Here is a 22,571-nt window from a genome sequence, read left to right as displayed (position 1 = left end):
GGCATAAAACTCAGGATGCTCAGATTCGTAATGATGTCATTACCAGTTAAACAAAGTATAACACCTCCATTCCGGAAGATGAACACTTTAATTTAAATTTTCTAAAAATTATATCGACAGAATTCTACATCGGGACGGGGGGACAAGTTCCTTGTCCCAAATGCCCCTATATTTAGGAACCTGCCCGAATATAAAGGAAATGAGAAAGATCGTCGAGATCACACAAGGGGAACTTGCTGAGTAGATCTGCACCCAGCCACTCATCAGCCGGATCGAAAAAGGAGACATCTATACCAGTGCCACGGTTTTGTATCAGATCGCTGTCAAACTTGGCGTCGACGTTAACTTTCTTTGAAATCGGAACCACCCCGCGGCTGGATTATGTTGAGGAAGTAGAGAAACAGTTAAGATATCTGAGGGTCAACCGACACTACGAGGAAATGATGGATTTGGTCAAGACAGAGGAAAAGAATCCACTTTTCTATAGAGATAACGAAAACCTCCAGCTTCTTTACTGGCATAAAGGGATCTATCAATATGAAGTAGAAAAAGATCCAGTGACCTCCTTTGAACTATTAGATCACGCTTTTCAGATGAGCGCCAATGGCAAAAAAGCGATGTCCGAAAGAGAAATGCAGATCCTTTCCAGCGTCGGCACCATCCACTTTTCACTGTGCCTCTACGAAGAAGCACTCTATTATTTCAAGCAAGTTGAAACGGCCATACAAACAACTGATCTATTACAGGATAAATCCATTAAAAGCCGATTATTTTATAACATGGCCAGAGTACTGACCGGCATAGGACAACTCGAGGATTCGACGGCCTATTGTCTCGACGCCATCAAATGGTGTTTCGAAGAAGAGCTTCTATGGGGATTAGACCAATTGCATTATCAGGTAGGCTACAACTATGAGCTGTTGGGTGACTATGAAAAAGCCCTACCGTAATAAACAGGCATTGCATATGTTTGAAATACGGAAGGATAAGGTGTATATAAAGTTCCTTACACCTAAAATTGAGGAGACTTCAGATCGATTGCAGATGGGATGAAATAACCAAAGGCAGAGATATAAAAGAAGCACAGGATATCCCTATGCTTCCTTTATCACTTATTTGATTTGTATCAAATTAGCATCCAATTCCTTCACAACGTTATCGGTAACCGCACCCGGTCCACCCCATACCATGTAATAAGAATAACCCATCAAGAGGGATTTGGTCGGACTTGGTATAGAGTTATCGCTGACCAACAAAATAGGCGAGTTATTTTTTGCTGCCAATACAGATCCTGCAAGGGCATCAGGGAAGTTCTTTCCTGTCGCAACATATCCCGTGTTTTTCCCCAGTGCCAGGTTTTCAACAATCAACTTAGCTGTTTCATAGCGATTTATTCCACCGTAGCGAACCGGGCTTGGGAGTTGATTCTCTATTGACTCACTGACTGCACCTGCCGCACCTACAATAATGGTATTTGCCTTCCCTGCAAGTGCTTTTTTTGTCGCATCCGGTAACGAAGCTTTTTCAGTCAATAGAATCGGGATGCTATTCTTTGAAGCGTATGGTGCTACAGCCAGGGCATCAGGAAAGTTTTTACCGTTTGCGACCACAGCTTTTGTGGATGGAATTTCTTTCGCGACATACGCAGCTGTCTCGTAACGGTTATCCCCACCGATTCGTTTCACAGAAATATCAAGGTACTCCAATTCATCCACAACCTGATTGGAAACGGCTCCCTCACCACCGAGGATGATCACGTTCTTCGCTTTGAGTCGTTGAACCTCTCTCCAGGTAGCAATCGGAAGTTTTTCCTTATCCGTCAACAGAATCGGGGCATTGTGATAATAAGCCAGTGGTCCACCTGCAAGGGCATCTGGGAAGTCATTCCCTGAGACCAACACAACCGTGTCAGAGGTTTTGAAGCCCTGCTTTGAAATCTCCACTGCTGTGTCGTAGCGCTTCGCTCCCTGTATCCTGTCTGTTAACTCCTGTACTTTAAACGCATACGGCATATTCGGGGTACCCCAATTGTTTTCCAACCTCACATAGTACGTCCCAGCAGGCAGCTCCAGCCGTTCTACATCAGGACCATACTCGGCAAAATGGACGTCTGTGTCCAGATTGACATATTCCTTCCCATTTTCATCCACAAGGAGGGCATTCCATGATCCTTCATTATCTCTTTCTATACTGAAAGCAATCCTCTCGGTACGATCTAAGGTAAATGTAAAATAATCTTTGTCATCATATGTTTGTATGTGACCTTTGTAGGTTTTGTTCAATTGCATAGAAGATGCTGCTTCCATTTTGTCATTGAATTCTTTTTCATAATAATCGTTTTGGGTTTGTTGGACCATGAACGTATATGGGACCCCTGGGGATTTGTGATAGTCAGTGCTCACCTTGATAAAATATTCTCCCGCAGGCAAGCCGATATTCACCTCTTCAGCACCCGTGACCCCTGAATGATATCTAGTACTAAAATGCGTATAAGGGTCACCATTTTCATCGGTGATTTCCACATCCCATGTAGCGCCTTCCACTCGATTAAATTGAATAACCGTATTTCCGGTCTTATCGAGTGTAAAACGGTAAAAGTCTACATCTTCAGTCGATTCCAGTGTTCCTTCATACTCATGGTCAAGATTGATTGGTTCCGCATTCTCCAAAGTATCTCCCTGTACAGTAGAAGCTTTCACCGTTCCCCCTGTACATACAGATACTAACAACATCGTAATCATACCTAGAATGCTTAGAATTTTCCTCACATTTTGCCTCCTTAGAATTTGGGTTATTTTTACAACAAGTCTATTATACTATGTATTTGGGTTAATATTACTTTTTATCTATAAACATAACTTTTGACCCACTCTATTGGGTGCCAGGGGGCAGGACCCCACGAAAAATCTATTTTTAATAAGAAGCTTATGGATGGAATCTTTGCTATTTTTATTGTTAGGATCATGGTGAACCCTTTCCTTTAGCTTACTATTTGCCACTCCTTCATGATATAAGTGGTCTCGATCCAGCCCTTCTCGACCCAAAATAAAGACGAGGGGATGAATCCCCTCGTCTCTATCCATTTTTAGGACAGGGTGCCTGTCCCCATGTCCCATTAATTATTATCCGGGTCTGTGTCGTCGTGGTAGGTTGAACTTCCTGTCTTGGCGTCAAATGTCCAGTCAACTTTTAGTGTGTCACCTTGGAATTGGTTTTGATCTTCGCCATTATCTACAAACTCGAATAGTACAAAGATTTTTTCTTCTTCTCCTGCAGGAATTCCATCTGGTACTGGCAGGGCACCAGTCTCGTTGTTACTTCCAAGAAACGAACCGATTGCCGTTACATCCGGTGTTTCTCCTACTAATTCAGCTAATGTTGTTTCAACCGCAATGTTGGTCGCACTGCTTGTATTGTACATGATCGTTACTTTAATATGTTCTGCCATGTCCCCTGTATTATCACCTTTTACATCTTCCACTTGATACTTTGTGTCTAATAAAACTTGGTAAATATCAAGTGTTCCATTGTTTTTCAGAGTGAATTCCCTGTAAATTTCGTCACCCGGCTTGATGTTATCGATGTTAACAACGGTGCTTGGATTCATCGCTAAATCCAGTGTACCTGCAGCAAAGGTGTTCTGTGTTGCCTCTGCATCACTAAAGTATGAAAATGTTCCTCCCCCAATCAATGATAAACCTAACGCTGCACTCATGATTCCTTTACTTACATTCTTTGTAAAACTCATCAATAAATCCTCCTCTATGAATAGAAAAATATAGTAAACTCTTATGTATTTTTGTTGATACATAGGAGATGAAACCAAGACATCATGCTTTGCTTCCTTCAAGCTCGTTCTTCGCAACGATAATGGAACGGAATGCAGAAATCAGCAATAAGATCCCTGGAACAATTAACAATAGAGCTGAGCCGGCTTTTGAATTGGCATAATTAAGTGCATATCCTATATATGGAATCGTAAAGTTTGTGTACTTTCCGATGATATTTTGTGCGGGAACCGTCCATAGATCAGGCCCGTTGTTGTTATCCCCTTGGGTTTTATACACTGCTTGTCCATTCTCTTGTATGACATCGGTGATTCTGTGTGTAATGAGCTTATCTTCCATGCGAAAGGTAATGATATCGCCTGTTTTATAAGAAGTACGCTGATCCCCCAGCTTGATGGAAATAATGGACCCTGTTTTGAATGTCGGTTCCATGGATCCTGATAATACTGCTTTTACCTGGTATCCCATAAAGGTCGGTTCCCCTCCTGATAGTCTAGAAGAAAGAACAATAAATGCTGCCAAACATATCATCACAAGGAGGATTGTTCCTATTACACTACTGACTATACTCCACAGTTTCTTCTTCATGTGCTGTCACCTGCTTATCATTCGTTATTTCCGTAGATGTTTCTTCATTAATTTCCGTTTTTTCACCATCAGTTATTTCCGTTGGTGCTTCATCAGTTATCTCCGTTGGTGCTTCATCCTGAGATTCAGAGCTCTCTGGATCTGGATTCGTCTGAGGTTGTTCTATAGAAGGGGTTTCTGGGTCTGGATTAGTCTGGGTTGATTCTATAGAAGGTTTCTCTTGATCTTCCAGGTTCTGTATCTGCAATAGGATAGAAGTACGAATGGCCTCTATATGTGAAAAATCGACTGTTGCTTGTACCACTTCCAGCATTCCAGCAACATGCTGAAAACCCTCACGTACATAATCATATGTATGGACGTTCGTTACTCCCTGGTTTTGAATGTCCATATGATACGCGGACACTTCATCATACAGATTTTGCAGAGTGCCAAGTTGGCGAGTCAGCTCCTCTTTCATGGCTGTCACCTCATCCAGTTGCCTATGTAATTCTTCCATTGATGCCTCGGGTGAAGGAGCAACGACGGTATGAAAAGTGTGCTCCATGCTTTTTGACACCTTCTGTGCTCGTTCCTCAAGCTCGTGAATGGTTGCCGGAAAAACAAACGCCGCACTCATGGTGATCGGATCTGTTGAAACCCGGCTTGAAAATGCCGCTTCTGTTTCTCCTACCAGCTGAGTCCCGGCATAAAAGGCCATACAACATAAAGAAGACAGTAGAATGGTTTTATGGATTCGGCCCCTCAAATGATCACTCCCCTTTGCTGAACCACTCATTTGACTCTAAGTATACAGAATGTTTAAACAAATGAAATTGGGTTATTCTCATTGAAAAACAGGATGAGATTTTGTCGAATTCAGCCGTGAATCGAAAAAACCGCATGAAATCAGACAAGAAATAACCCAATTGATTTAACGGTTCATTTTCTCAATAATTTAAATTGTTAGTTATCTTAATCTCGACGAGAGGGTGAAAGTGTTTGAAAAAGAAAAAGCAGAAGAAAATGAGTAAAAAAGCAGCCATTCCTGCAGTACTGGCATTATCAGTAACATTAGGAGGACTAGTACCATCTGTACCTGGATTTGCAGGATCATCAAGCGTCGTTTCAGTACAAGCTGAGGGACTGAGTAAACAAGAGGTTGTGAAGGCGTTCCTTCAATCAAAAGTACTCGAGAAAACAAAATCCCTGACTGCAGGAGAGCAATTCAAAATTATCAGCGAGGAAGCGGATAGCGAAACAGGTACATACCATGTGCGTACTGTCGAGCAGTATAAAGGGATTCCGATTTACGGTTCCGGCCAAACCGTTGCGTTAGATAAAAATAACAATGTATACGCATCGTTTGGTAACGTTACACAAAAGCTTGCCCGTACCATCATCCCAACGGAAGCAGAACTTGATAAGGAAGAAGCAGAGAACATCGCTAAAGCAGCTGTAGCATCCGAAATAGGACTAAATGAACTAAAAACGTACGATGGCATCGACACAGAGTTAACGATTTATCCGTATGAAGGGAAATACTACTTAACCTATTTAGTGAAAGTATCTACTTCCACCCCGACTCCAGGCTATTTCCATTACTTCGTGGATGCAACAAACGGAGAGGTAGTAAACAACTTCAACGCTATGCATGAAGTGGACCCAACAAGTCTTTCTGTAGCGGTAGGAAGAGGATTAAACGTATTTGGAAAAATGCAGTCATTCCCTGTAGGAAAGGATATGGCAACTGGAACCAGCTATTTATATGGCGGTTCTATCGCGGGGGGATCATTTGGTCAGCCTAATATTGTCCCTATTGCGACGTTTGATGCCCGCCGTATGCCTGAAACACCATTCATCCTGCTTTCAGCACTTCTGGGATTCACTGGATTTGAAATCAATACAAAAAGTTCTACTAATTTCTTCTATGACCCGGCAGCTGTTTCAGCCCATACAAATGCTGATAAAATAAACAAATACTTTCAAGGCGCCCACAAGCGTAACGGTATAGACAATAAGGGTATGCCATACATCAGTACGGTTCATATCGGTTCTAAGTGGAATAACGCTGCCTGGAACGGAAAGCAAATGCTGTACGGAGATGGTGATGGGATCCGTCTAGGTTCATTAGCCGGTGGATTGGACGTGGCAGGTCACGAAATTACACACGGTGTCATTCAAAATACAGCAAACTTGACGTATGAAAATGAATCAGGTGCCATCAATGAATCGTTAGCGGATATCTTTGGAGAAATATCTGAAATGTACTCTTCCGGTTCTTATACAAATCCTTCAGAGTGGGAAATGGGTGAGGATATTTATACCCCAAATACAGCAGGAGATGGTGGTCTTCGTTCAATGAAAGATCCGCGTTCCAAAACACTCCCTGCAGCATACGAAATGAGGGATAACCGCTATCCGGATCACTATGAAGACCGCTATGTAGGAGAACTAGATAAAGGCGGCGTGCATATTAACAGCAGTATCAACAATAAAGCTGCCTACCTGATTTCCGAAGGTGGTACACACAACGGCGTAACCGTCACTGGACTTGGTGCCAGTCAAACAGGCGCTATCTACTACAGCGCATTAACAAAGTATCTGACACCTTCTTCTGGATTTAAAGAAATGCGCGAAGCTGCCATCCAGGCTACTCGCGATAAGTTTCCGGATAAGAATGGACAACCGTCAGCGCAGACACAAACAGTCATCGATGCTTATGATGCTGTTGGGGTGCCGGCAGAATAATTAGACTGAAGGCTGATGGTGGGACATAGGGACAGGTTCCTTGTCCCAGAAACCATATAGAAACGAGGGGGTTAAACCCCCTCGTTTTTTTCATTTTAGATTCTTTACTATAGATAGAAGTCTTTTTCCTTAGATGGTCGTTTTAGAGCACAGGCTCCTTATAGACTCTTCCATTATTCTAGACAGATAACATCTAAGTTTCAGAGGAATCACGTTTACCTAACCAACTAAAGAAAATTCGAGAAGTAGGATTAATTATTTAAAAAGAGGATTAATAAATCGAATACAGGATCAATAAATTCAAGAAAGGATCAATTATGCGAATACAGGATTGAATATAGTCCAATCAGGATCAATTATTCAGCAAAGAGGCCCTCCATCATCATTTCCGGCCCCAATATGTACCCCTTAGAACTCTCAAAATCCCATCTCAGCTAAAAAATCCGCAACTTACCGTCAGTTTTCGGACAAAAAAAGACAGAATAGAATCCTATGAGCATTAATTCAATCACAAAACCCCGTCCCGTCCCATCCCATCCAAAAACCTAGCTCTTCCGATATTTATCCTCAATGATTTTGTAGTTTTCATGGTTAATCTTTTCCCACTCAGTCTTCTTATAATTAAGCCCTTTGAGTATCTGATTGATCCACTCAAGATCAAACTCCCTGAAATATACTGATTTAGCCCATGCCTTCATGCCCTCATGCTCAGGATGCTTCTCATCACGGTAAGCTTTAAGAAATTCATAGAACCCAGGTATACCGCCAACATCTTCAGGTGGTGCTGTCTCTTCTCCATCCAGGAGGGTTGGATAGCCAAAATAGTAATCGTCAACCACTTGCTCAAGCTTTATAGTGAACTGCCAACCATCACCAAAATCATAGGCATACAGGATTTCTTTATGCTTTTCCAGATACTCATCGATCTTTAGACCAGTGGGTTTACGCACTTCAATCTTTAGTCTTTCCTGGTAATTCTTTTCGAACTCCCGCATTTCAGATGGTACCGATTTCAAACGTTCTTCATACGCGGCCTTGTTTTTCTTATAATGCTGATGCTCAAGATAAGCTTCCTCATGATCCGTGACAATCCTTTGATCCTTCATCAGGTCGAATTCATAAAGGTGATAACCTTCATGAGGATAACCACTCCGGAAATTGGTCACGGTCTGGATGATGGCATGAAGCCTTCTTTATGTCGCTCCTGCCGGCAGAACGACTCTTCTCCATATTAGCGGATAAGACTCTTCTAATTTGATGTTGACAATGTAGGATTTCAATTTGAATTCACCACTATTTACTAGTTGAAAAGAACGATAACAGATTCCTTGTCCCATGACAATCTAGAAACGAAACGCCCTCCCTTTTTCAGGGAAAGGTAAGAACGGTTCCCCGACCTGCGCAGGAAATGGAATAACTATCCCCCCATTTCCATAGATTTAGAGTAAACGAAGGGAGCTGGTCTCAATGCTTGAATGGAGTGCTGTCATTGCAGCCGTCGCCTTTACCATTCTCGTCATCTACTTAATTATGACATTAAGAAAAGTAATGACTACACTTGCTGAAACGGAGAAGACACTGTCTGACGCACGGAAAGCCGCGAACGGAGTGACAGAGGAAGCAGAAGAACTGATTCACACGGCCAATCAGATTTCGGATGATGTAAAAGGAAAAATGAAAGCCGTCGACCCTTTACTAGAGTCCGTTCACGATGTGGGTGACATGTTACAAAATGTGACCAGCTCGGTGAAAAGGACCGCTTTGCAAAAGAGGACTCCCAAAACCATTCAGGCGCAGGAGAGGAATTCGGTACAGATTAAATTGAAGTGAGAAGTGGGACACAGGGACAGGTCCCTTGTCCCAGAATCTAACCAAAATAAAGACGAGGGGATCAACTCCCCTCGTCTTTTTTACTTTCCGGGACGAGGTTCCTGCCCCCCCGTCCCACTACTTACCTATTGTTGCTTCTCAAAGTGATAGTTCAACCATTTATGCACTTTGTTCATCTTCTCTACTACTCGTTCTTTTACTACTTCATTCAACGTTTCCATTGAATTCACCAATTCTATCGACTTCTCAAACTCTTCTTCTACTTTTTCCATCTCCAATGATTGATCAGGACGCTCCATCATCTTTTCCCATTTACGAAGGTTGTTTTCTAGTTCCTTACCTTCTTCTTTGTTTACGGCTCCCTTTGGAATATAGATGGAGGCTGTCTGTTCCTTCAGTTGCTTGACCGTAGCAAGGACGGCTTCTTTCGGTGTCTCTCCAGGATTGACGGCCTGGTGTCTCCATGGTCCTTTACCCAAAGCGTCCACGGAAGGAGCGCTTGCCTGCCCGAAAGCAAACATATTCACTCCTGAAGTTCCGTATGCTGCTGCCAATACATCATTGACGGCTGCTTTTTCTCCCAGATGATGATAGAACGAATAGATTCCTGTGTAGTACATCATCGATGGCGGCGTCAGTTTCTTACTCGCGATCACCGTGGACTGGATACTATTGAAATCATGCCCATATGCCTGCGGGATGACGCCGTCGATATCGTCCACCCAGTCACTGATCAATACAGCTTCAGGACCCGGCTCCGGAGTCGCGGTCATCATGAAGGATGGGTCGATTCCTTTACTCTGATCATGAAGCTTCTCCACGAACACATTCTCCTGTTCGCGCAACCAAAGCTCCCACTCTTCCCATATCTCATCGGATTCTTGCAGATTCAAAGGATCTACCCCGAACTCTTCTTCAAAGCGCTCCCGGTTCGATGCACTGAACCCATAGCTCTTATCAAAAGAATGATGTGGATAGCGCATATAGTCAATGTTGACCCCGGTGATTTCGTAGTCCTCCTGCTGTTCTTTATAGATTTCCAGCATAAAGTCCTGAACCTCAGGATTGGCTATGTCCAACCAATAATAATTGCTGCTTGAGTCACTACCTGGTGTTCCCGGCTCATCATTTCGCTGAACGGCACTCCACTCAGGATACTTCTTGAACTGTGATGGAAGTCCAAGGCTGCTGTGGCCGATCATGAAGCCATCCGTCCATGATTGAACCGTGATGCCGCGCTCTTTTCCTTCTTCGATGAAGGCTTTCAGAATGTCAGATCCGTACTTTCCGTAATCCTGATCGGCGAAGTTAGGGTGCTGCTTCGGTAATCCGTACGCTTCCATGATGTCACTTGGGAAGATGGTATATCCCCAGAAGGTGGTTTCAAGGTAAAGGGAATTGAATCCCGCTTCCTCCATGCGGTCCAATGTCGTGATGACATCGTCAAGGTCCTTCTCTTCAGGACGGTACCAGATCGCTCTCTGTTCACCCACTTCTGATGGAAGGGAATAATAATAGGCGTCATAAGCGGCCTGAGTGGCTTGCTCTGTATATTCCAATGCCTTTTGCGGATTTTCGTTTTGGATGTCGTCCGCTTTTTTCAGGAGTTCTTCCGCAAGCTTCACAGAAGCGTTCGCCTCTTCAAAGGCTGCATCGATGAAGTTTTCTTCAGCACGGGCGATGCTTTGCTTCGCTTCTTGTAAATTTTGCTGACTCTTAAATATATAGGTAGACGCATCCCGGATCAATTCGATATTCCCTTCGGCATCATACTCGACCTTCATGCCGATTTCAGCTTTTTTCAAGTATTCCGCTTCCGTCCCGTGACCACTCACGACAAACCCGTCATCAGGAATCGCACTGTCCCCTCCGCCGACTTTCGTGACCACTCCACCGGTTACCGTGATTTCATACCCGTAAGGATTGGTGCCGGTGCTTGCCCCGAATGCCGGAGTGTAGACAAGAAGTTGATTCGCTCCACGGTTACCCGGGAACGGAGCACCATCCGGATTAGATTCATCTGTTGGATCCACGTCATCGAGGACTGCGGAATACGTTCTTTCAACCGGTTCATTGATCCAAACCGTTTCCCCCTCATCCAAGCTCTTTAAGAACGTCATGATCTCATCTGTCGTCTGGGGACCCGTGGATAGGACGACACCATCTTCAGGAATGGCGCTGTCTCCTTTACCTGACTTCACCACCTGATAACTCGAGCCTTCTTCATGCTCCAAGATCACCTCATACGATGATCCATTGGTTTCCGTAAAATAACTGAACGTAGGATCAAATACCACCAGCTTGTTTGTATTGTTGCGATTGTTTTCGGCATCGACTGTGATGCTGATGCCATCTTCATCCACTACCTTCGTCGCTTCACTTTCATCTGCTTCCACTTCCAGTGCCGGGGCTTGAAATGCAGGGACGACCAATGCCATTGCCATAGCTGGCACCACCATTTTCTTTCCTACCAACCACTTCTTCATACAATACCTCCATATAGTCGTTTTTGTATGTATGCGCTATCATGATGTGGCAATTCAATACTATCATAATTTTCAGAATAAAAGGAATAATTCTTCACAAAATTTAGATAAGTTGGATTAATTCACCCAAAATAGATAAATGGTCACGAATGAATCTAGAACTTAATCATTACCATTGATGCTGAATCGGACTCCCCATTAGATACACCCAATCCATTCTAATGGGGCCTTCCAATCAAATCGGCCCTACCTCAGGCCAGCGCAATTCAATCCCTTCCTGCATAAGCATCTCTTGAAATTGTTGCAACAACCCTTCATCCTCGCTTACTTTGCGGGGAAGAACTCCCTTTTCAATGGCGAAGGCGGCAAGATAGCCCGCTGATTCCCCGATATTCCATTCCACCGGATGAACGCGGAAGCAGCCATTCGTAATATGAGTGGAGCCAATATTCTTACATGCAGGTAATACATTGTTCACCCTTACAGGCAGCAGCGCACCTAATGGAATTTCAAACGGATAGCTTTCGGCATAGAAGAAGGTATTGGTTTCCGTCGTAGGGTGAAGATCGATCCGGTAGCACCCGATCCCGACGGAGTCTTCAAAGTGCTGGATGCCTTGATCCCCTCTGACGTTGGCGTTGATATGATCTTCCACAACAGTGGTGACGGCCTTGATCCTCCTGGATTCCCGGATATAGGGATACTTGGCCAGGCCATCCTCTGTCCCTAAAATATCCCCCCGCAGACGCAGTCCCGGATACCCTTTTCCACCATGGGGTCTCGGTGCTTCGGTTTGCAGCCAGTAAAGCAGGGATAGACTCAATTGTTTGGATTCATGGATATGTTTTTCATATTCTTCTTCACTGACGTCGATGATCGATCCTGACCAGTAATCATTTTGGGGCCAGTTGATCAGCGAAATATCCCCTTCATACATCCCCTCTTGAAAGAAGGACGGGTCTATGATGCGGCGGTAATCCCACAGTCCCCAGAGGTTTTCATGATGGAACATGGCGAATTCCTTCGAACCTCCCGTATGGGCGTCGGGTGCAAACCAGCTTAGCTGCTTGTGCTGGAGGAATGGTGCCTGGTAGTCTTTCCAGAACTCATACTGCTCCGGTTTGTCGATGACGAAATTCCCACCCTCTACATAATCCACCGCGAACACATAGGTGAATGACTGCATATCCTGCGGTCTTGCTTCTTCGGGTGCATGGAGCTCCCCGGTATCCCGCTTGGATTCGGCACCTGTGACATACTCCACTCCAGCTAAGGGGAGGAGATCGCCTACTTCCGTGGCATCGAGATAATAGTGTGCCTGAAGCTCTATTTCCTTTCTGCTTCCAGTATGCTGAACGGTCACAGATTGAACATCATCCCCTTCAACTGCGGCCTTCACTACCCGATAATGTGTGTAGATCTGTAACTTCCCACTGCTCACATAAGGAACCAGCATCTCCTGAAGAACACTAAGAGCCACTTTCGGCTCATGACAGAGCCTGCTGACCCAGCCATTCCCGGGATTCAGCCTTTCATTTTGACGGGCTTCTTGTTTTAACGGGTAGTGTGTCCGGTAATACTCCCTTACACGATTGCGGAATTGACGGTACGTTTTGGTACAGCCGAATTGTTCAATCCATTGATGTTCGTCGGGCGGGACAGCCTGGCTGGTCAACTGGCCGCCGATCCAATCAGTTTCCTCTGTCAGGATGACTCGATGACCGCGTTTTGACGCAGCCAATGCCGCCGTGCAGCCACCGATTCCCCCACCAATGATGACAATATCTGTTTTTATATTCTCTGACATCATTTCACCTCTTTAGAAAAGGGAGCGATTCCCCTTGTTACAAGCATTAAACAAACGTTTGATTAAATGATGAACCCTGCACCGATCACGCCTGCATTCGATCCAAGCTGTGACGGAACGATGGTGACGCTTTCTTTCAAGCCGGGATAGACATATCCCTTTACTTTTTCCCTTAGGGGAAGCAGGACCTGTTCTTCTGAATTCATGACTCCACCACCCACGACGAATACTTCAGGATTGATTGCATGAGTCAGGTTGGCGATGGCCATGGCCAGATATTCAATGGCCGCATCAATGATCGTCTGGGCAGCCTGATTTCCGGCTTTGGCTTCCAGGAATACTTCCTCAGCCCCACCGTAAATCCCCTTCCCTGCACCCGCTAATCCAATGGCGGTGCCGCTTGCGAGGGTTTCGAGGGCCCCGGCGTTCAAAGAAGGGTGGCTGATCCCGTTTGGAACGACAATCATATTCCCCACCTCTCCCGCGTATCCATCCGCCCCTTGAAAGACCTTTCCATTAATGACGAGCCCCCCGCCGACGCCTGTGCTCACGGTCAAGTAATACACGCTTTCACACCCGGCACCTGCTCCGAGCAATGCTTCGGCCACTGCAGCCACATTCGCATCATTATCCACCTTCACGGGTAATTGAAAATGCTCTTCCACAATCGATGCCAGTGAAATCCTGTCCCATCCCGGTAGATTGGGAGGTGAGAGGATGGTGCCCATTTTTGCGTCCAGGGGTCCCGGGCACCCGATCCCGATCCCCTTCACCTGCTCTTCCCCTTTGACACGTTCCACTAGTGAAATCAATTTCGCAATGATCCTCACCGGTCCCACATGGGCTTCTGTTTTCTCCCTTACATCCCTTAGAATCGTCCCCTTTTCATCGAGGAGGGCCGCACGGATATTGGTCCCGCCCAAATCGACACCGATCCTGAGCGTCATGACTCATCCCTCCGCCTCAAGCCGATTTCAAAGGTCCGGTTCCAGGGCAGATAAACGTCTTCAAGGGGAAAGGAAAGACCGTGTTTTGCCAGAAACGCCCCAGACTCTTTCAAGAACGCTTCCTTCACTGTAATCAAAAGCTTTTCATGACCCACTGCTGCCTCATCGATCCCGGCACGCACCCCTTGACGGACAACCGACTGATAGACGTAGTCATCCAGTAATCGCAATGTCATTTCTTCCAGTACTCTCGCTTTTACCTCTTCTTGGGGGAGAGTGGCCTTCTTTTTCTGCAAATGGACCATGGCTGCCTGTGCAACGACTGTTCCCAATGTGTTTCCCGCTGTATTCCAGCCTCCGAATCCCGCTAATCGGGAAACCTCTATCTCTGCAAGAAGTCTGGGAAGCATCCTTGAGTCCACCCCATTGGCATAGGCGGTATCGGCTACCGCTACCAGCTTATCCTGACGGAGATAATGAGCGATGCGCTTGATCCACTCACCGATGTTGCGATGCGGTGTGTCGACTTCTCCAAGGAATTTCTGCAGGGCAAGGTCTCCCTGGCGTTTTCCGGGAACATTGACGGCGAACACGATATCCGCTTCTGCCCCTTGATCGACCGTATAGCCGCCAAAGGCATAAATCTGACCCTTCACGGATTCACATATCGGACGGTCCTCATACATCGCAGTCGACAATGCCCCGATTTCCCCACTGTAGATAGGGTAGAAGGTCGGAAACTCCACTTGTTCCAGCTGATAGATCATCTTTGCCACAAGCGTATTGGCGACCTCATCGGCTCCGGGATAGATAAAGACGTTTTGGAATAATTCCCGTTCCGCCACTTGATCTGAGAGCTCTTCCTGCTCCCCTATATTCAGCCCATATTCAGAAGTATCATCTTGTGGGAAGACAAGGACATCGATGATTTTGCCTTCTACCATTTCCAACAGGGATTCATTCACCTGAAAGTTTTTCAGTCTGGTTGATAAATAGTCTTCCAGAATGTCTGAAGGTATCCGATCCTTTAAGTCCCGGACCTTTTGATTGGAGTCGACATCCCCGGTTTTATCAAAGCGGTGAACGTGATACGAATATTCCCAAAGCTCGACTCCATAATCACTCCAATATTCCTTCTCTTCCTCGTTTACATAGTTATTGGAAATGCGCATAGTCGAGCTGAACGCCATCAATGCTTTGTCAGGGTACTTCTCTTTCAATGAGCGGAGGACGCCGATTCGCTGTATGATGGCTTCTTTCCCATCCAGGCATACACGTGACGGAACGAGGCCGCCATAGCCCAGCATATCAATGGACAGGACAAATCCGTTTACTTCAGGCGCCACTTTCCATATCCACTTTTCCAGTGCAGCCATATCCCCGGGCTCTTTCAAAAAGCCGAGTAAGCTTTTATCGGGAATCAACACCTCCCAATTTCCGATCGATGCGATTTGCTTCGGGAGCTCCCTTGTCACCGGTCTACCATCGACAGGCAGGAGGGCAATCTTTCTGTTCATGCATTCCTTCCTCCTTTTAATAGGAAAGTAGTAATTTCTTTCGGGTTGAGCTGATCCGCCGCGTTTTCTACCGTGTTCAATCGTTCATGCAGAAAATCCACACGCTCGATCCCCTCGGCATGGGATTTGAACGTCACAGGCTGCACCCGATCTGTCGGGTTCCATAGACGGAGCTCCACTCCATCCACAACCCGTCTGAGTGAGCTCCACTGCACTTCTTCATTATCAAATTCTACTAACCCCGTTAACTCATTTTCTTGTGTCTCCCCGGGATAAATCCTAGGCGGTACACGGTAGACATGAGCATCCGTCGCTACTCGCCCCAGACCTTTATCCGGTGTAAATTCAAATGCGGCATGAAACGTATAGCGGCCGATACATTGGGCTTCAGGCGTTTCCATACTCGGACCGGCCCCTCCGCCGCGGGTTCTGAGATCATCCCGGGACAGCCAGCCGACACTCCTGATCAACGTGATGTCCAACGCATCTTGTTCCCCTAAGCTTGTCACCTGGTATTCCTGTAAACCACGATGGTAGAACGTGAACCCGCTCTCTGACCGAACAAAAGAAAGGGAAGGCTCGACTACCACCGGAACTTCATTTTGCTTCGGAGCATGAAATTGTTCCTCTTTCCTTGCTGTTCGCTTCACTACATCAAATGCTGTATCGCTATATGTGTAACGGGTGGAACCCCCTAAAGGATATTGCACACGAAGACGTTGATCCTTCGAGTGATTGTCGATGGTGTAGGCCACATACATCTTTCGATCACCAGCCCGTAAGGTAATCTTGATTTGGATGGTGGTCATGACAGATCCATCAGATGGACCGGTCCTTGTCTCATCCAATCCTGCCGGGGTTTCAAGCTTCAGCTCATATGTCATTTCCTGAACGCCGGATGACTTCCTCACGGTCGGGGAAGAAAAACGCTCCGCATACGTCTTTACATCGTTCACCGGTGGGGAGTAGTTGTACTCATCCCCTGCGTCAAGCGAACTATAGAATCGTTGTAATCCAGCGTGCCTCCTCCTTGTCTCTTTATCTACTAACACAAGGGTTCCATCCCCACTCAATTCAACGGAGTAAAACTCGTTTTCTACTGCCTCGCCCTTCGCCTCCAGCAATTCCTCGTATTCCCCCGCTTCTACCCTGAAGCTTGAAAGGGAGGTGCCCGGAAGATGCTCAACATAAAACTCAACGTCGTAAAACGTTCCTTCTTTAAAATCGGGAAACGCATCGAGGGGCGAAGCAAAATGCCTTCCACTCCTCTTGTTCTTGATGACAGGGGTATAGAACTTTCCAGTATGATCTTTCAAATGAAACGTCCGATCTTCTTTCAACCAGATTTCTCCCGAAACCCAGCCCTTGAACGACCTTGGATGAGGATTGAAGACAGTGAACACACTGTTATCTTCAAATGGCTTCCTCGCTCCGTTTCCTGAGAACATCGGATCCTGAACGCCGGCATGAGATAGGGAACCCATCTGAATGGACTCCAGCCTCTGCTTCAACATCATCGTCCTCGTCTCCATTTCCCGATGGACTTCATCGATGCTGCAGCCACATATGCTGTCGTGGGGTTGATTCTGCATCAGCAGTTTCCACGATTCCTCCAGGTATCTGTGGGGATACTTCCCTTTGCTGCAAAGAACGGCAAGGGGTTCTGCATACCCTGTCAGCTCGTCTTCCATTTCTTGATTCTGCTGCTTTAAATAGCTTCTCGTCGAAAGGACATTCGGAAGGACGTAAATATGTTCATTGCTTCTCATCTCCCCTACATACAGGGGAAGGTCGGCTGATATCTCGGCTTGGACGCTTGCCAAGAATTCTTCATACGTACTCGATATATACTCCACTTCTCCTTGAAGATCTTCTATTCGTCCCATCAAATCCCCATGCTTCGGCATCAAGTGATCGCCGCCGTTGGTCAACAAAATATGGGAAGTCGTCGCATACGGTGTGACTTTTTCCACATAGGTCTTCATTTGCTCTTCTACATTGTCTTCATTCAGTAACGGCTGGTAGTACCCTTCCGGCAAAAAGGCCGTAAAGACACGGGATCCATCCGGTGATTCCCAGTTGAATTCGGACGTCCGGGCTTGAATGCCACGCCACAAAATCGCGTTACCAATCCCGAAGCCTTTTAAAAGCTGAGGCATCTGGCTCACGTGCCCGAACGTATCCGGTAAGTACCCGACCTTCTGGGATTCCCCGTACTGGCCGGCGAGCTTCATTCCCACTTCAAGGTTCCGGATCAGGGATTCCCCGCTCACCAGGAACTCATCAGCGAGTACATACCATGGTCCGATGATGATTTTCTTTTCTTCTATTAAATGAAGGACTTTTTCTTTCATTGCGCCTTCACACACATCAAAGTAATCTTCTAAAGCGGCCATCTGACCATCCAGGACGAATTGCTTCAGTTCACCGGTTTCAAGACCGGAAACGATCCGGTCCATCACCTGCGCCAATCGATGCCTGAACACTTCAAAGGGCAGATACCATTCCCGGTCCCAGTGGGTTTGAAAGACGATATGACAGGTCAACTTGTCAGCCATTATCCTTTCACCGCCCCTTTCATGGCGCCTGCGATGAAGTGACGCTGCAGGATGGAGAAGATGATGATGATCGGAAGAATCGAAATGATCGATCCTGCTGCGATATAACGCCAGTTCGCCGAGAAGGAACCGGCCAATGTATTCACTCCGAGCGGTAAGGTGTACATGCTTGTGTCATTTAAAATGATCAACGGCCAGAGGAAATCGCCCCATGCCATCATAAAGGTGAAGATTGCAAGGGTGACGAGGGACGGTTTGACTAACGGCATCAGGACCCTCCACCAAATTTGAAACGCATTGGCCCCATCCATCCGTGCCGATTCATCCAGCTCATAGGGAATCGTAAGGAATGCCTGACGCATGAGGAAAATCCCAAATGCCGTTGTAGCATGAGGCAGGATCAAACCTGCATACGTGTTTTGAAGACCTAAGTCCAGAGCCAATAGATAAATCGGGATCATCAGAAGCTGGAACGGCACCATCATCGTACTGAGGATCAGGACGAAGACGATGTTTTTCCCGCGGAAGTTCATCCGTGCCAACGGATAGGCAGCCAATGAACAGAACACGATATTCAATAGGACGGTGACAACCGACACGATGACACTGTTGAATAGGTAACGCCAGAACGGGAAGAATTCCATCACTTCCACATAGTTTCCGAACGTGATTTTTTCAGGTATGAATTGTGGCGGGTACGAGAAGATGTTCTCGCTGCCTGATTTCAGGGACGTCGCCAGGAGCCATAGGAATGGTCCGACCATGATGAGTGTGACGAATAGGAGGGTCGCGTATTGAAGAACGCGTTTCGCCACCTTTTTGACATTGATTGGCTTTTTGACAGAAAGTACGGTTGGATTTTCTTTACTGGTTCCAAGAGAAGGAGAACTCATGGAGAATCACCCCTTTATCGCAGATTCTTTTTTGCTCATGAATTTGATATTGATCACTGAGAAGATCAGTGTGATGATGAATAAGATCACCCCGGCTGCACTTGCATAGCCCATCTGCAGCTTATCGAAGGCTTCTTCGTAAATGTAGAATACGAGTGTTTTCGAACTGTTCAGCGGTCCCCCGCCCGTCATGACGTAAATCTCTTCGAAGACCTTCATGGCGGAGATGGATGACATAATGGTGACAATCATGATGGAAGGCATCAATAGGGGAATTGTAATGTGCCAGATTTGTTTCCATTTGCTTGCCCCGTCGATATCCGCTGCTTCATATAGATCATCAGAGATCGATTGCAGTCCCGCTAAGTAAATGACCATATAATAGCCAAGCCCTTTCCAAATGGTCACAACCATGACGGCGAAAATGGACGTAGACGTCGAGGTCAGCCAATTCACCGGTTCTGATATGAGACCGACCGATTCCAGTATGTAATTCAGGATCCCTTTATCGGCATACACCCATTTCCATGCGATCCCCACCACGACCATCGATGTGACAACCGGTACATAATAAGCGGAACGGAAAAATCCGATTCCTTTCACCTGCTGGTTGACTAAGATGGCGAGAAAGATCGGGAGGATAACAAGGGCCGGGACGACAATGAGTAAGTATAATAAGGTCTGGCCGAGCACTTTCCAAAATAGAGCATCGGAAAATAATTCTTTATAATTCTCAAGCCCGATGAATTCGGCTTCTGTCACGATATTATAGTTGGTGAAGCTCAACCAGATGGCATTGAGCATGGGATAGAAGATAAACGCACCCAGGATGATGACGCCGGGTATTAAAAATAGAAATGGTGTTAACGGATGATTTCTCAAACGGACTCCCCTCTTTTCTCCATCACTTGAAATAGTAGCTTCGCGGCTCCAAGCATTCCAGCTTTGTTACCCAGGACAGCAGGATAAATGCTGGATTTGACAAAATATTCCTTCAATTTATGTTGGAAGCCGGCCCACCAATGGCTCTTGGAATCGATGACTCCTCCACCAATGAACACGACTTCCGGATCGATGGCCACCGAAATGTTGTATACCGCAATGGCCAGATGATCCAGATATCGGTCAACCACCTGTTTGACCTGTTGATTTCCATTTGAATATTCCTCAAATATCTCCGAGCCATGCCGGAAAGAAAGATCCGTTTCGGTGAGAACGGCCTGAACCAGTGCTGTACCCGACAGGTATTGCTCCAGACATCCCCTCTTCCCGCAATTGCATGGCTTTCCATTGGGAACGAGCACAACATGTCCCCATTCCCCACTCTGATGATGATGGCCATTTAGGATCTGACCGTTTATGGCATTCGCTCCCCCGACTCCAGTACCGAGTGTCAGCATGACCGCCGTTTCGGGATTTCCTTCCCGTTTCCAAAGCTCTCCTATAAGAGCCGCGTTGGCATCATTCTCCACGACGCAGGGCAGCCCATATCTTGTTTCGATCTCCACTTTCACATTGGTCCCTTGCCAGGAAGGGAGATTGGCCGTCGCAAAGACGATTTCCCCCTTCTCCCGATCGACACGCCCTGCGGTGCCGATTCCAATTCCAATGACTGTTTGATCTTTGTGCAGTAGTAAGTCAATCACCTTATAGATTGATTGGAGGATTCCTTCTCTACCTTGTGAAATATCGGTGGGGACCATTTCATGATAGAGGATCGTCCCATCTTCACGGATAATCGATCCTTTGACTCCGGTACCCCCTACATCGATTCCGATGGCATTCATTGTGTCACCTACTTTTCCCCTGGCTCATTAATAGATTTTGTCCACGACAGCTCTTGCGGTTTTTTCCTTCATCCCGAGGGAGAACTCTTTATTGTTGAGGGCAAGGCCCGTACATAATAGATCAATGACAAACAGCTGTGAAATCTTCGCAATCATCGACCCGCCTTCAAGGGGGGATTCTTTCCCTCCGCTTAATAGAACCGCGTCGGCAAGCTTCGTAATCGGTGAACGGGCATAGTAGGTGATGGCGATCACACTCGCCCCATTTTCCTTCGCCAGTGACAGGGAATCAATCGTATCCTTCGTACTCCCTGAAATACTCAACCCGACCACCACATCCCCTTCCTTCACGGTTGCAGCCGTCATCGATTGAATATGGGGGTCAATGACGGCGTCGGAACGGTATCCGATTCTCAAGAAGCGATTTTTCGCATCCAGAGCCGTCAGACCTGATGTTCCGACTCCGAAGAAGTGGATGGACCCTGCTCCGGCCAGTAGTTGTATCGCCTTCTCCAAAGAAGGATCATCCAATTTATTGACGGTTTCATCAATGGCATTCTTCGTATAGGAAGCAATCGAATGAATGAACCCCGTCGGTTTACTTGGGTCTGATTCTTCTTCCTGGGAAAGGGAGGATAAATCCTTGGCGATCGCCAACTTGAATTCCTGATAGCCCTTCATGCCGATCTTCCGGCAGAACCGTAACACCGTCGTTTCCCCCACTTCTGCCACATCTGCAAGGTCGGTGACGGAATAGTAAAGGGCCTTTTCCATCTGGTCCAGCACGACTGCCGCTACTTTCTGTTCCGATTTCGTCAAGGAAGGAAAGTAACTATTAATCAATCCGCCTAATTTGCTCTTTGACGCCGTTTGTGCGTGCATCTTGTGTCCCTCCTCTATTCTGTATGGATTCCACGAACTTCTTCGTAATCTCCTGTGGCCTCGTAATCGCAGATCCTACCACAACCGTATGAGCACCTAAATCAAGTGCACGATTGACATCTTCCGGAGTCGATATCCGGCCTTCAGCAAACACCGGTACTTGGAGTGTTTCAACCAATCTTTTCAATAGAATGAAATCGGGTCCGCATTGCTGGGGTGAATAGGGTGTGTACCCTGACATGGTGGTGCTGACACAATCTGCCCCAAGTCTTGCCGCATTCACAGCCTCGTCATATGTAGAAACGTCTGCCATGATGGTTTGACCTTTCGCCTTCAGATACGTCATCAGACTTTCCAAGGATTCACCGTTCGCCCTCGGTCTGGTTGTCGCATCCATCGCGATCATGTCCACCCCTGCCTGGATGAGTTCATCCGCTTCCTTTCGGGTAGCTGTTATGTAGACCTCGCTTCCCGGATAGTCCCGTTTCACCAAACCGATGATCGGTAAGTCCACATATTGCTTGATCGCTTGAATGTCAGCTGCACTGTTCGCCCGGATCCCCGATGCCCCACCGACGTACGCTGCCTTTGCCATCTTCCCCATGACATCCGCTCCGTGCAGCGGTTCATTCTCCAGAGCCTGACAGGAAACCACCAGCTTTCCTTTCAGTTGTTCAAAAACGATTTCCTTGCTGATCATCTTGTCATCACCGTGCTTTCATTGAAATGCAGAAAGGGAGATAGACTCCCTTTCCGTC

The 22,571-nt window shown here is 46.4% G+C and carries 19 protein-coding genes; 4 read left to right on the top strand and 15 right to left on the bottom strand.

Translation table 11 applies throughout. The features are described 5' to 3' along the window. Positions 1 to 244: 244 nt before the first annotated feature. Together Q1B03_RS22195 and Q1B03_RS17585 are read left to right on the top strand one after the other, a co-directional pair. Positions 245 to 355 carry a helix-turn-helix transcriptional regulator gene (locus Q1B03_RS22195; protein ID WP_366141309.1) on the top strand — a complete coding sequence of 37 codons (111 nt, stop codon included), beginning with the start codon at positions 245 to 247 and terminating at the stop codon, positions 353 to 355. After that, positions 330 to 950: a hypothetical protein gene (locus Q1B03_RS17585; RefSeq protein WP_366141308.1), complete on the top strand. Its 621-nt coding sequence runs from the start codon at positions 330 to 332 to the stop codon at positions 948 to 950. Before Q1B03_RS22195 ends, Q1B03_RS17585 begins: the two co-directional genes overlap by 26 nt. Positions 951 to 1,112: 162 nt before the next feature. Here Q1B03_RS17585 and Q1B03_RS17580 read toward each other — a convergent pair whose 3' ends face one another. From Q1B03_RS17580 to Q1B03_RS17565, 4 genes are all read right to left on the bottom strand, one after another. Then, complete coding sequence (locus Q1B03_RS17580; RefSeq protein WP_299744410.1) at positions 1,113 to 2,768, bottom strand: cell wall-binding repeat-containing protein; 1,656 nt, start codon at positions 2,766 to 2,768, stop codon at positions 1,113 to 1,115. Between the two features lie 347 nt (positions 2,769 to 3,115). Continuing rightward, entirely contained in the window at positions 3,116 to 3,748 is a 633-nt protein-coding gene (locus tag Q1B03_RS17575; protein ID WP_299744407.1) for a TasA family protein, read from the bottom strand. A gap of 82 nt (positions 3,749 to 3,830) precedes the next feature. Next, complete coding sequence (gene sipW, locus Q1B03_RS17570) at positions 3,831 to 4,376, bottom strand: signal peptidase I SipW (protein ID WP_299744404.1); 546 nt, start codon at positions 4,374 to 4,376, stop codon at positions 3,831 to 3,833. Beyond that, entirely contained in the window at positions 4,345 to 5,124 is a 780-nt protein-coding gene (locus Q1B03_RS17565; RefSeq protein ID WP_299744401.1) for a DUF4047 domain-containing protein, read from the bottom strand. The genes sipW and Q1B03_RS17565 overlap by 32 nt, the downstream gene beginning before the upstream one ends. Before the next feature lie 233 nt (positions 5,125 to 5,357). Between Q1B03_RS17565 and Q1B03_RS17560 the strand changes: the two genes are divergently transcribed. Beyond that, entirely contained in the window at positions 5,358 to 7,106 is a 1,749-nt protein-coding gene (locus tag Q1B03_RS17560) for a M4 family metallopeptidase (RefSeq protein WP_299744398.1), read from the top strand. A gap of 545 nt (positions 7,107 to 7,651) precedes the next feature. On the opposite strand, the gene Q1B03_RS17555 is transcribed toward Q1B03_RS17560, so the two are convergent. Beyond that, complete coding sequence (locus Q1B03_RS17555) at positions 7,652 to 8,284, bottom strand: plasmid pRiA4b ORF-3 family protein (protein ID WP_299744558.1); 633 nt, start codon at positions 8,282 to 8,284, stop codon at positions 7,652 to 7,654. 289 nt (positions 8,285 to 8,573) lie between these two features. On the opposite strand from Q1B03_RS17555, the gene Q1B03_RS17550 reads away from it, so the two are divergent. Continuing rightward, positions 8,574 to 8,936, top strand: coding sequence for a DUF948 domain-containing protein (locus tag Q1B03_RS17550; protein WP_299744395.1), 363 nt, complete (start codon positions 8,574 to 8,576; stop codon positions 8,934 to 8,936). Positions 8,937 to 9,061: 125 nt separating this feature from the next. Here Q1B03_RS17550 and Q1B03_RS17545 read toward each other — a convergent pair whose 3' ends face one another. The 10 genes from Q1B03_RS17545 to Q1B03_RS17500 all read right to left on the bottom strand — a co-directional run bounded on the left by Q1B03_RS17545 (position 9,062) and on the right by Q1B03_RS17500 (position 22,513). Beyond that, a complete protein-coding gene (locus tag Q1B03_RS17545; RefSeq protein WP_299744392.1) occupies positions 9,062 to 11,422 on the bottom strand; it encodes a glycoside hydrolase family 10 protein in 2,361 nt (786 codons plus the stop codon). A 235-nt stretch (positions 11,423 to 11,657) separates the two neighbouring features. Further along, positions 11,658 to 13,229, bottom strand: a complete 1,572-nt coding sequence (locus Q1B03_RS17540; RefSeq protein WP_299744389.1) for an FAD-dependent oxidoreductase — start codon at positions 13,227 to 13,229, stop codon at positions 11,658 to 11,660. Positions 13,230 to 13,291: 62 nt separating this feature from the next. Beyond that, positions 13,292 to 14,176 carry an ROK family protein gene (locus Q1B03_RS17535; RefSeq protein ID WP_299744386.1) on the bottom strand — a complete coding sequence of 295 codons (885 nt, stop codon included), beginning with the start codon at positions 14,174 to 14,176 and terminating at the stop codon, positions 13,292 to 13,294. Next, entirely contained in the window at positions 14,173 to 15,693 is a 1,521-nt protein-coding gene (locus Q1B03_RS17530) for a DUF4127 family protein (protein ID WP_299744383.1), read from the bottom strand. Before Q1B03_RS17530 ends, Q1B03_RS17535 begins: the two co-directional genes overlap by 4 nt. Next, positions 15,690 to 18,251 carry a glycoside hydrolase family 38 C-terminal domain-containing protein gene (locus tag Q1B03_RS17525; protein WP_299744380.1) on the bottom strand — a complete coding sequence of 854 codons (2,562 nt, stop codon included), beginning with the start codon at positions 18,249 to 18,251 and terminating at the stop codon, positions 15,690 to 15,692. The genes Q1B03_RS17530 and Q1B03_RS17525 overlap by 4 nt, the downstream gene beginning before the upstream one ends. Then, entirely contained in the window at positions 18,251 to 19,144 is an 894-nt protein-coding gene (locus Q1B03_RS17520; RefSeq protein ID WP_299744377.1) for a carbohydrate ABC transporter permease, read from the bottom strand. The genes Q1B03_RS17525 and Q1B03_RS17520 overlap by 1 nt, the downstream gene beginning before the upstream one ends. Positions 19,145 to 19,150: 6 nt before the next feature. Then, entirely contained in the window at positions 19,151 to 20,026 is an 876-nt protein-coding gene (locus tag Q1B03_RS17515; RefSeq protein ID WP_299744374.1) for a carbohydrate ABC transporter permease, read from the bottom strand. Then, entirely contained in the window at positions 20,023 to 20,931 is a 909-nt protein-coding gene (locus Q1B03_RS17510) for an ROK family protein (protein ID WP_299744371.1), read from the bottom strand. Before Q1B03_RS17510 ends, Q1B03_RS17515 begins: the two co-directional genes overlap by 4 nt. Before the next feature lie 27 nt (positions 20,932 to 20,958). After that, positions 20,959 to 21,813: a MurR/RpiR family transcriptional regulator gene (locus Q1B03_RS17505; RefSeq protein ID WP_299744368.1), complete on the bottom strand. Its 855-nt coding sequence runs from the start codon at positions 21,811 to 21,813 to the stop codon at positions 20,959 to 20,961. Then, positions 21,767 to 22,513 carry an N-acetylmannosamine-6-phosphate 2-epimerase gene (locus Q1B03_RS17500; RefSeq protein ID WP_299744365.1) on the bottom strand — a complete coding sequence of 249 codons (747 nt, stop codon included), beginning with the start codon at positions 22,511 to 22,513 and terminating at the stop codon, positions 21,767 to 21,769. Before Q1B03_RS17500 ends, Q1B03_RS17505 begins: the two co-directional genes overlap by 47 nt. Between the last annotated feature and the right edge of the window lie 58 nt (positions 22,514 to 22,571).

Source organism: uncultured Rossellomorea sp. (assembly GCF_947488365.1).
GTDB lineage: Bacteria > Bacillota > Bacilli > Bacillales > Bacillaceae_B > Rossellomorea.
Note: the sequence above shows the minus strand (reverse complement) of the source record. Positions and strands in the feature narration are given on the sequence as shown.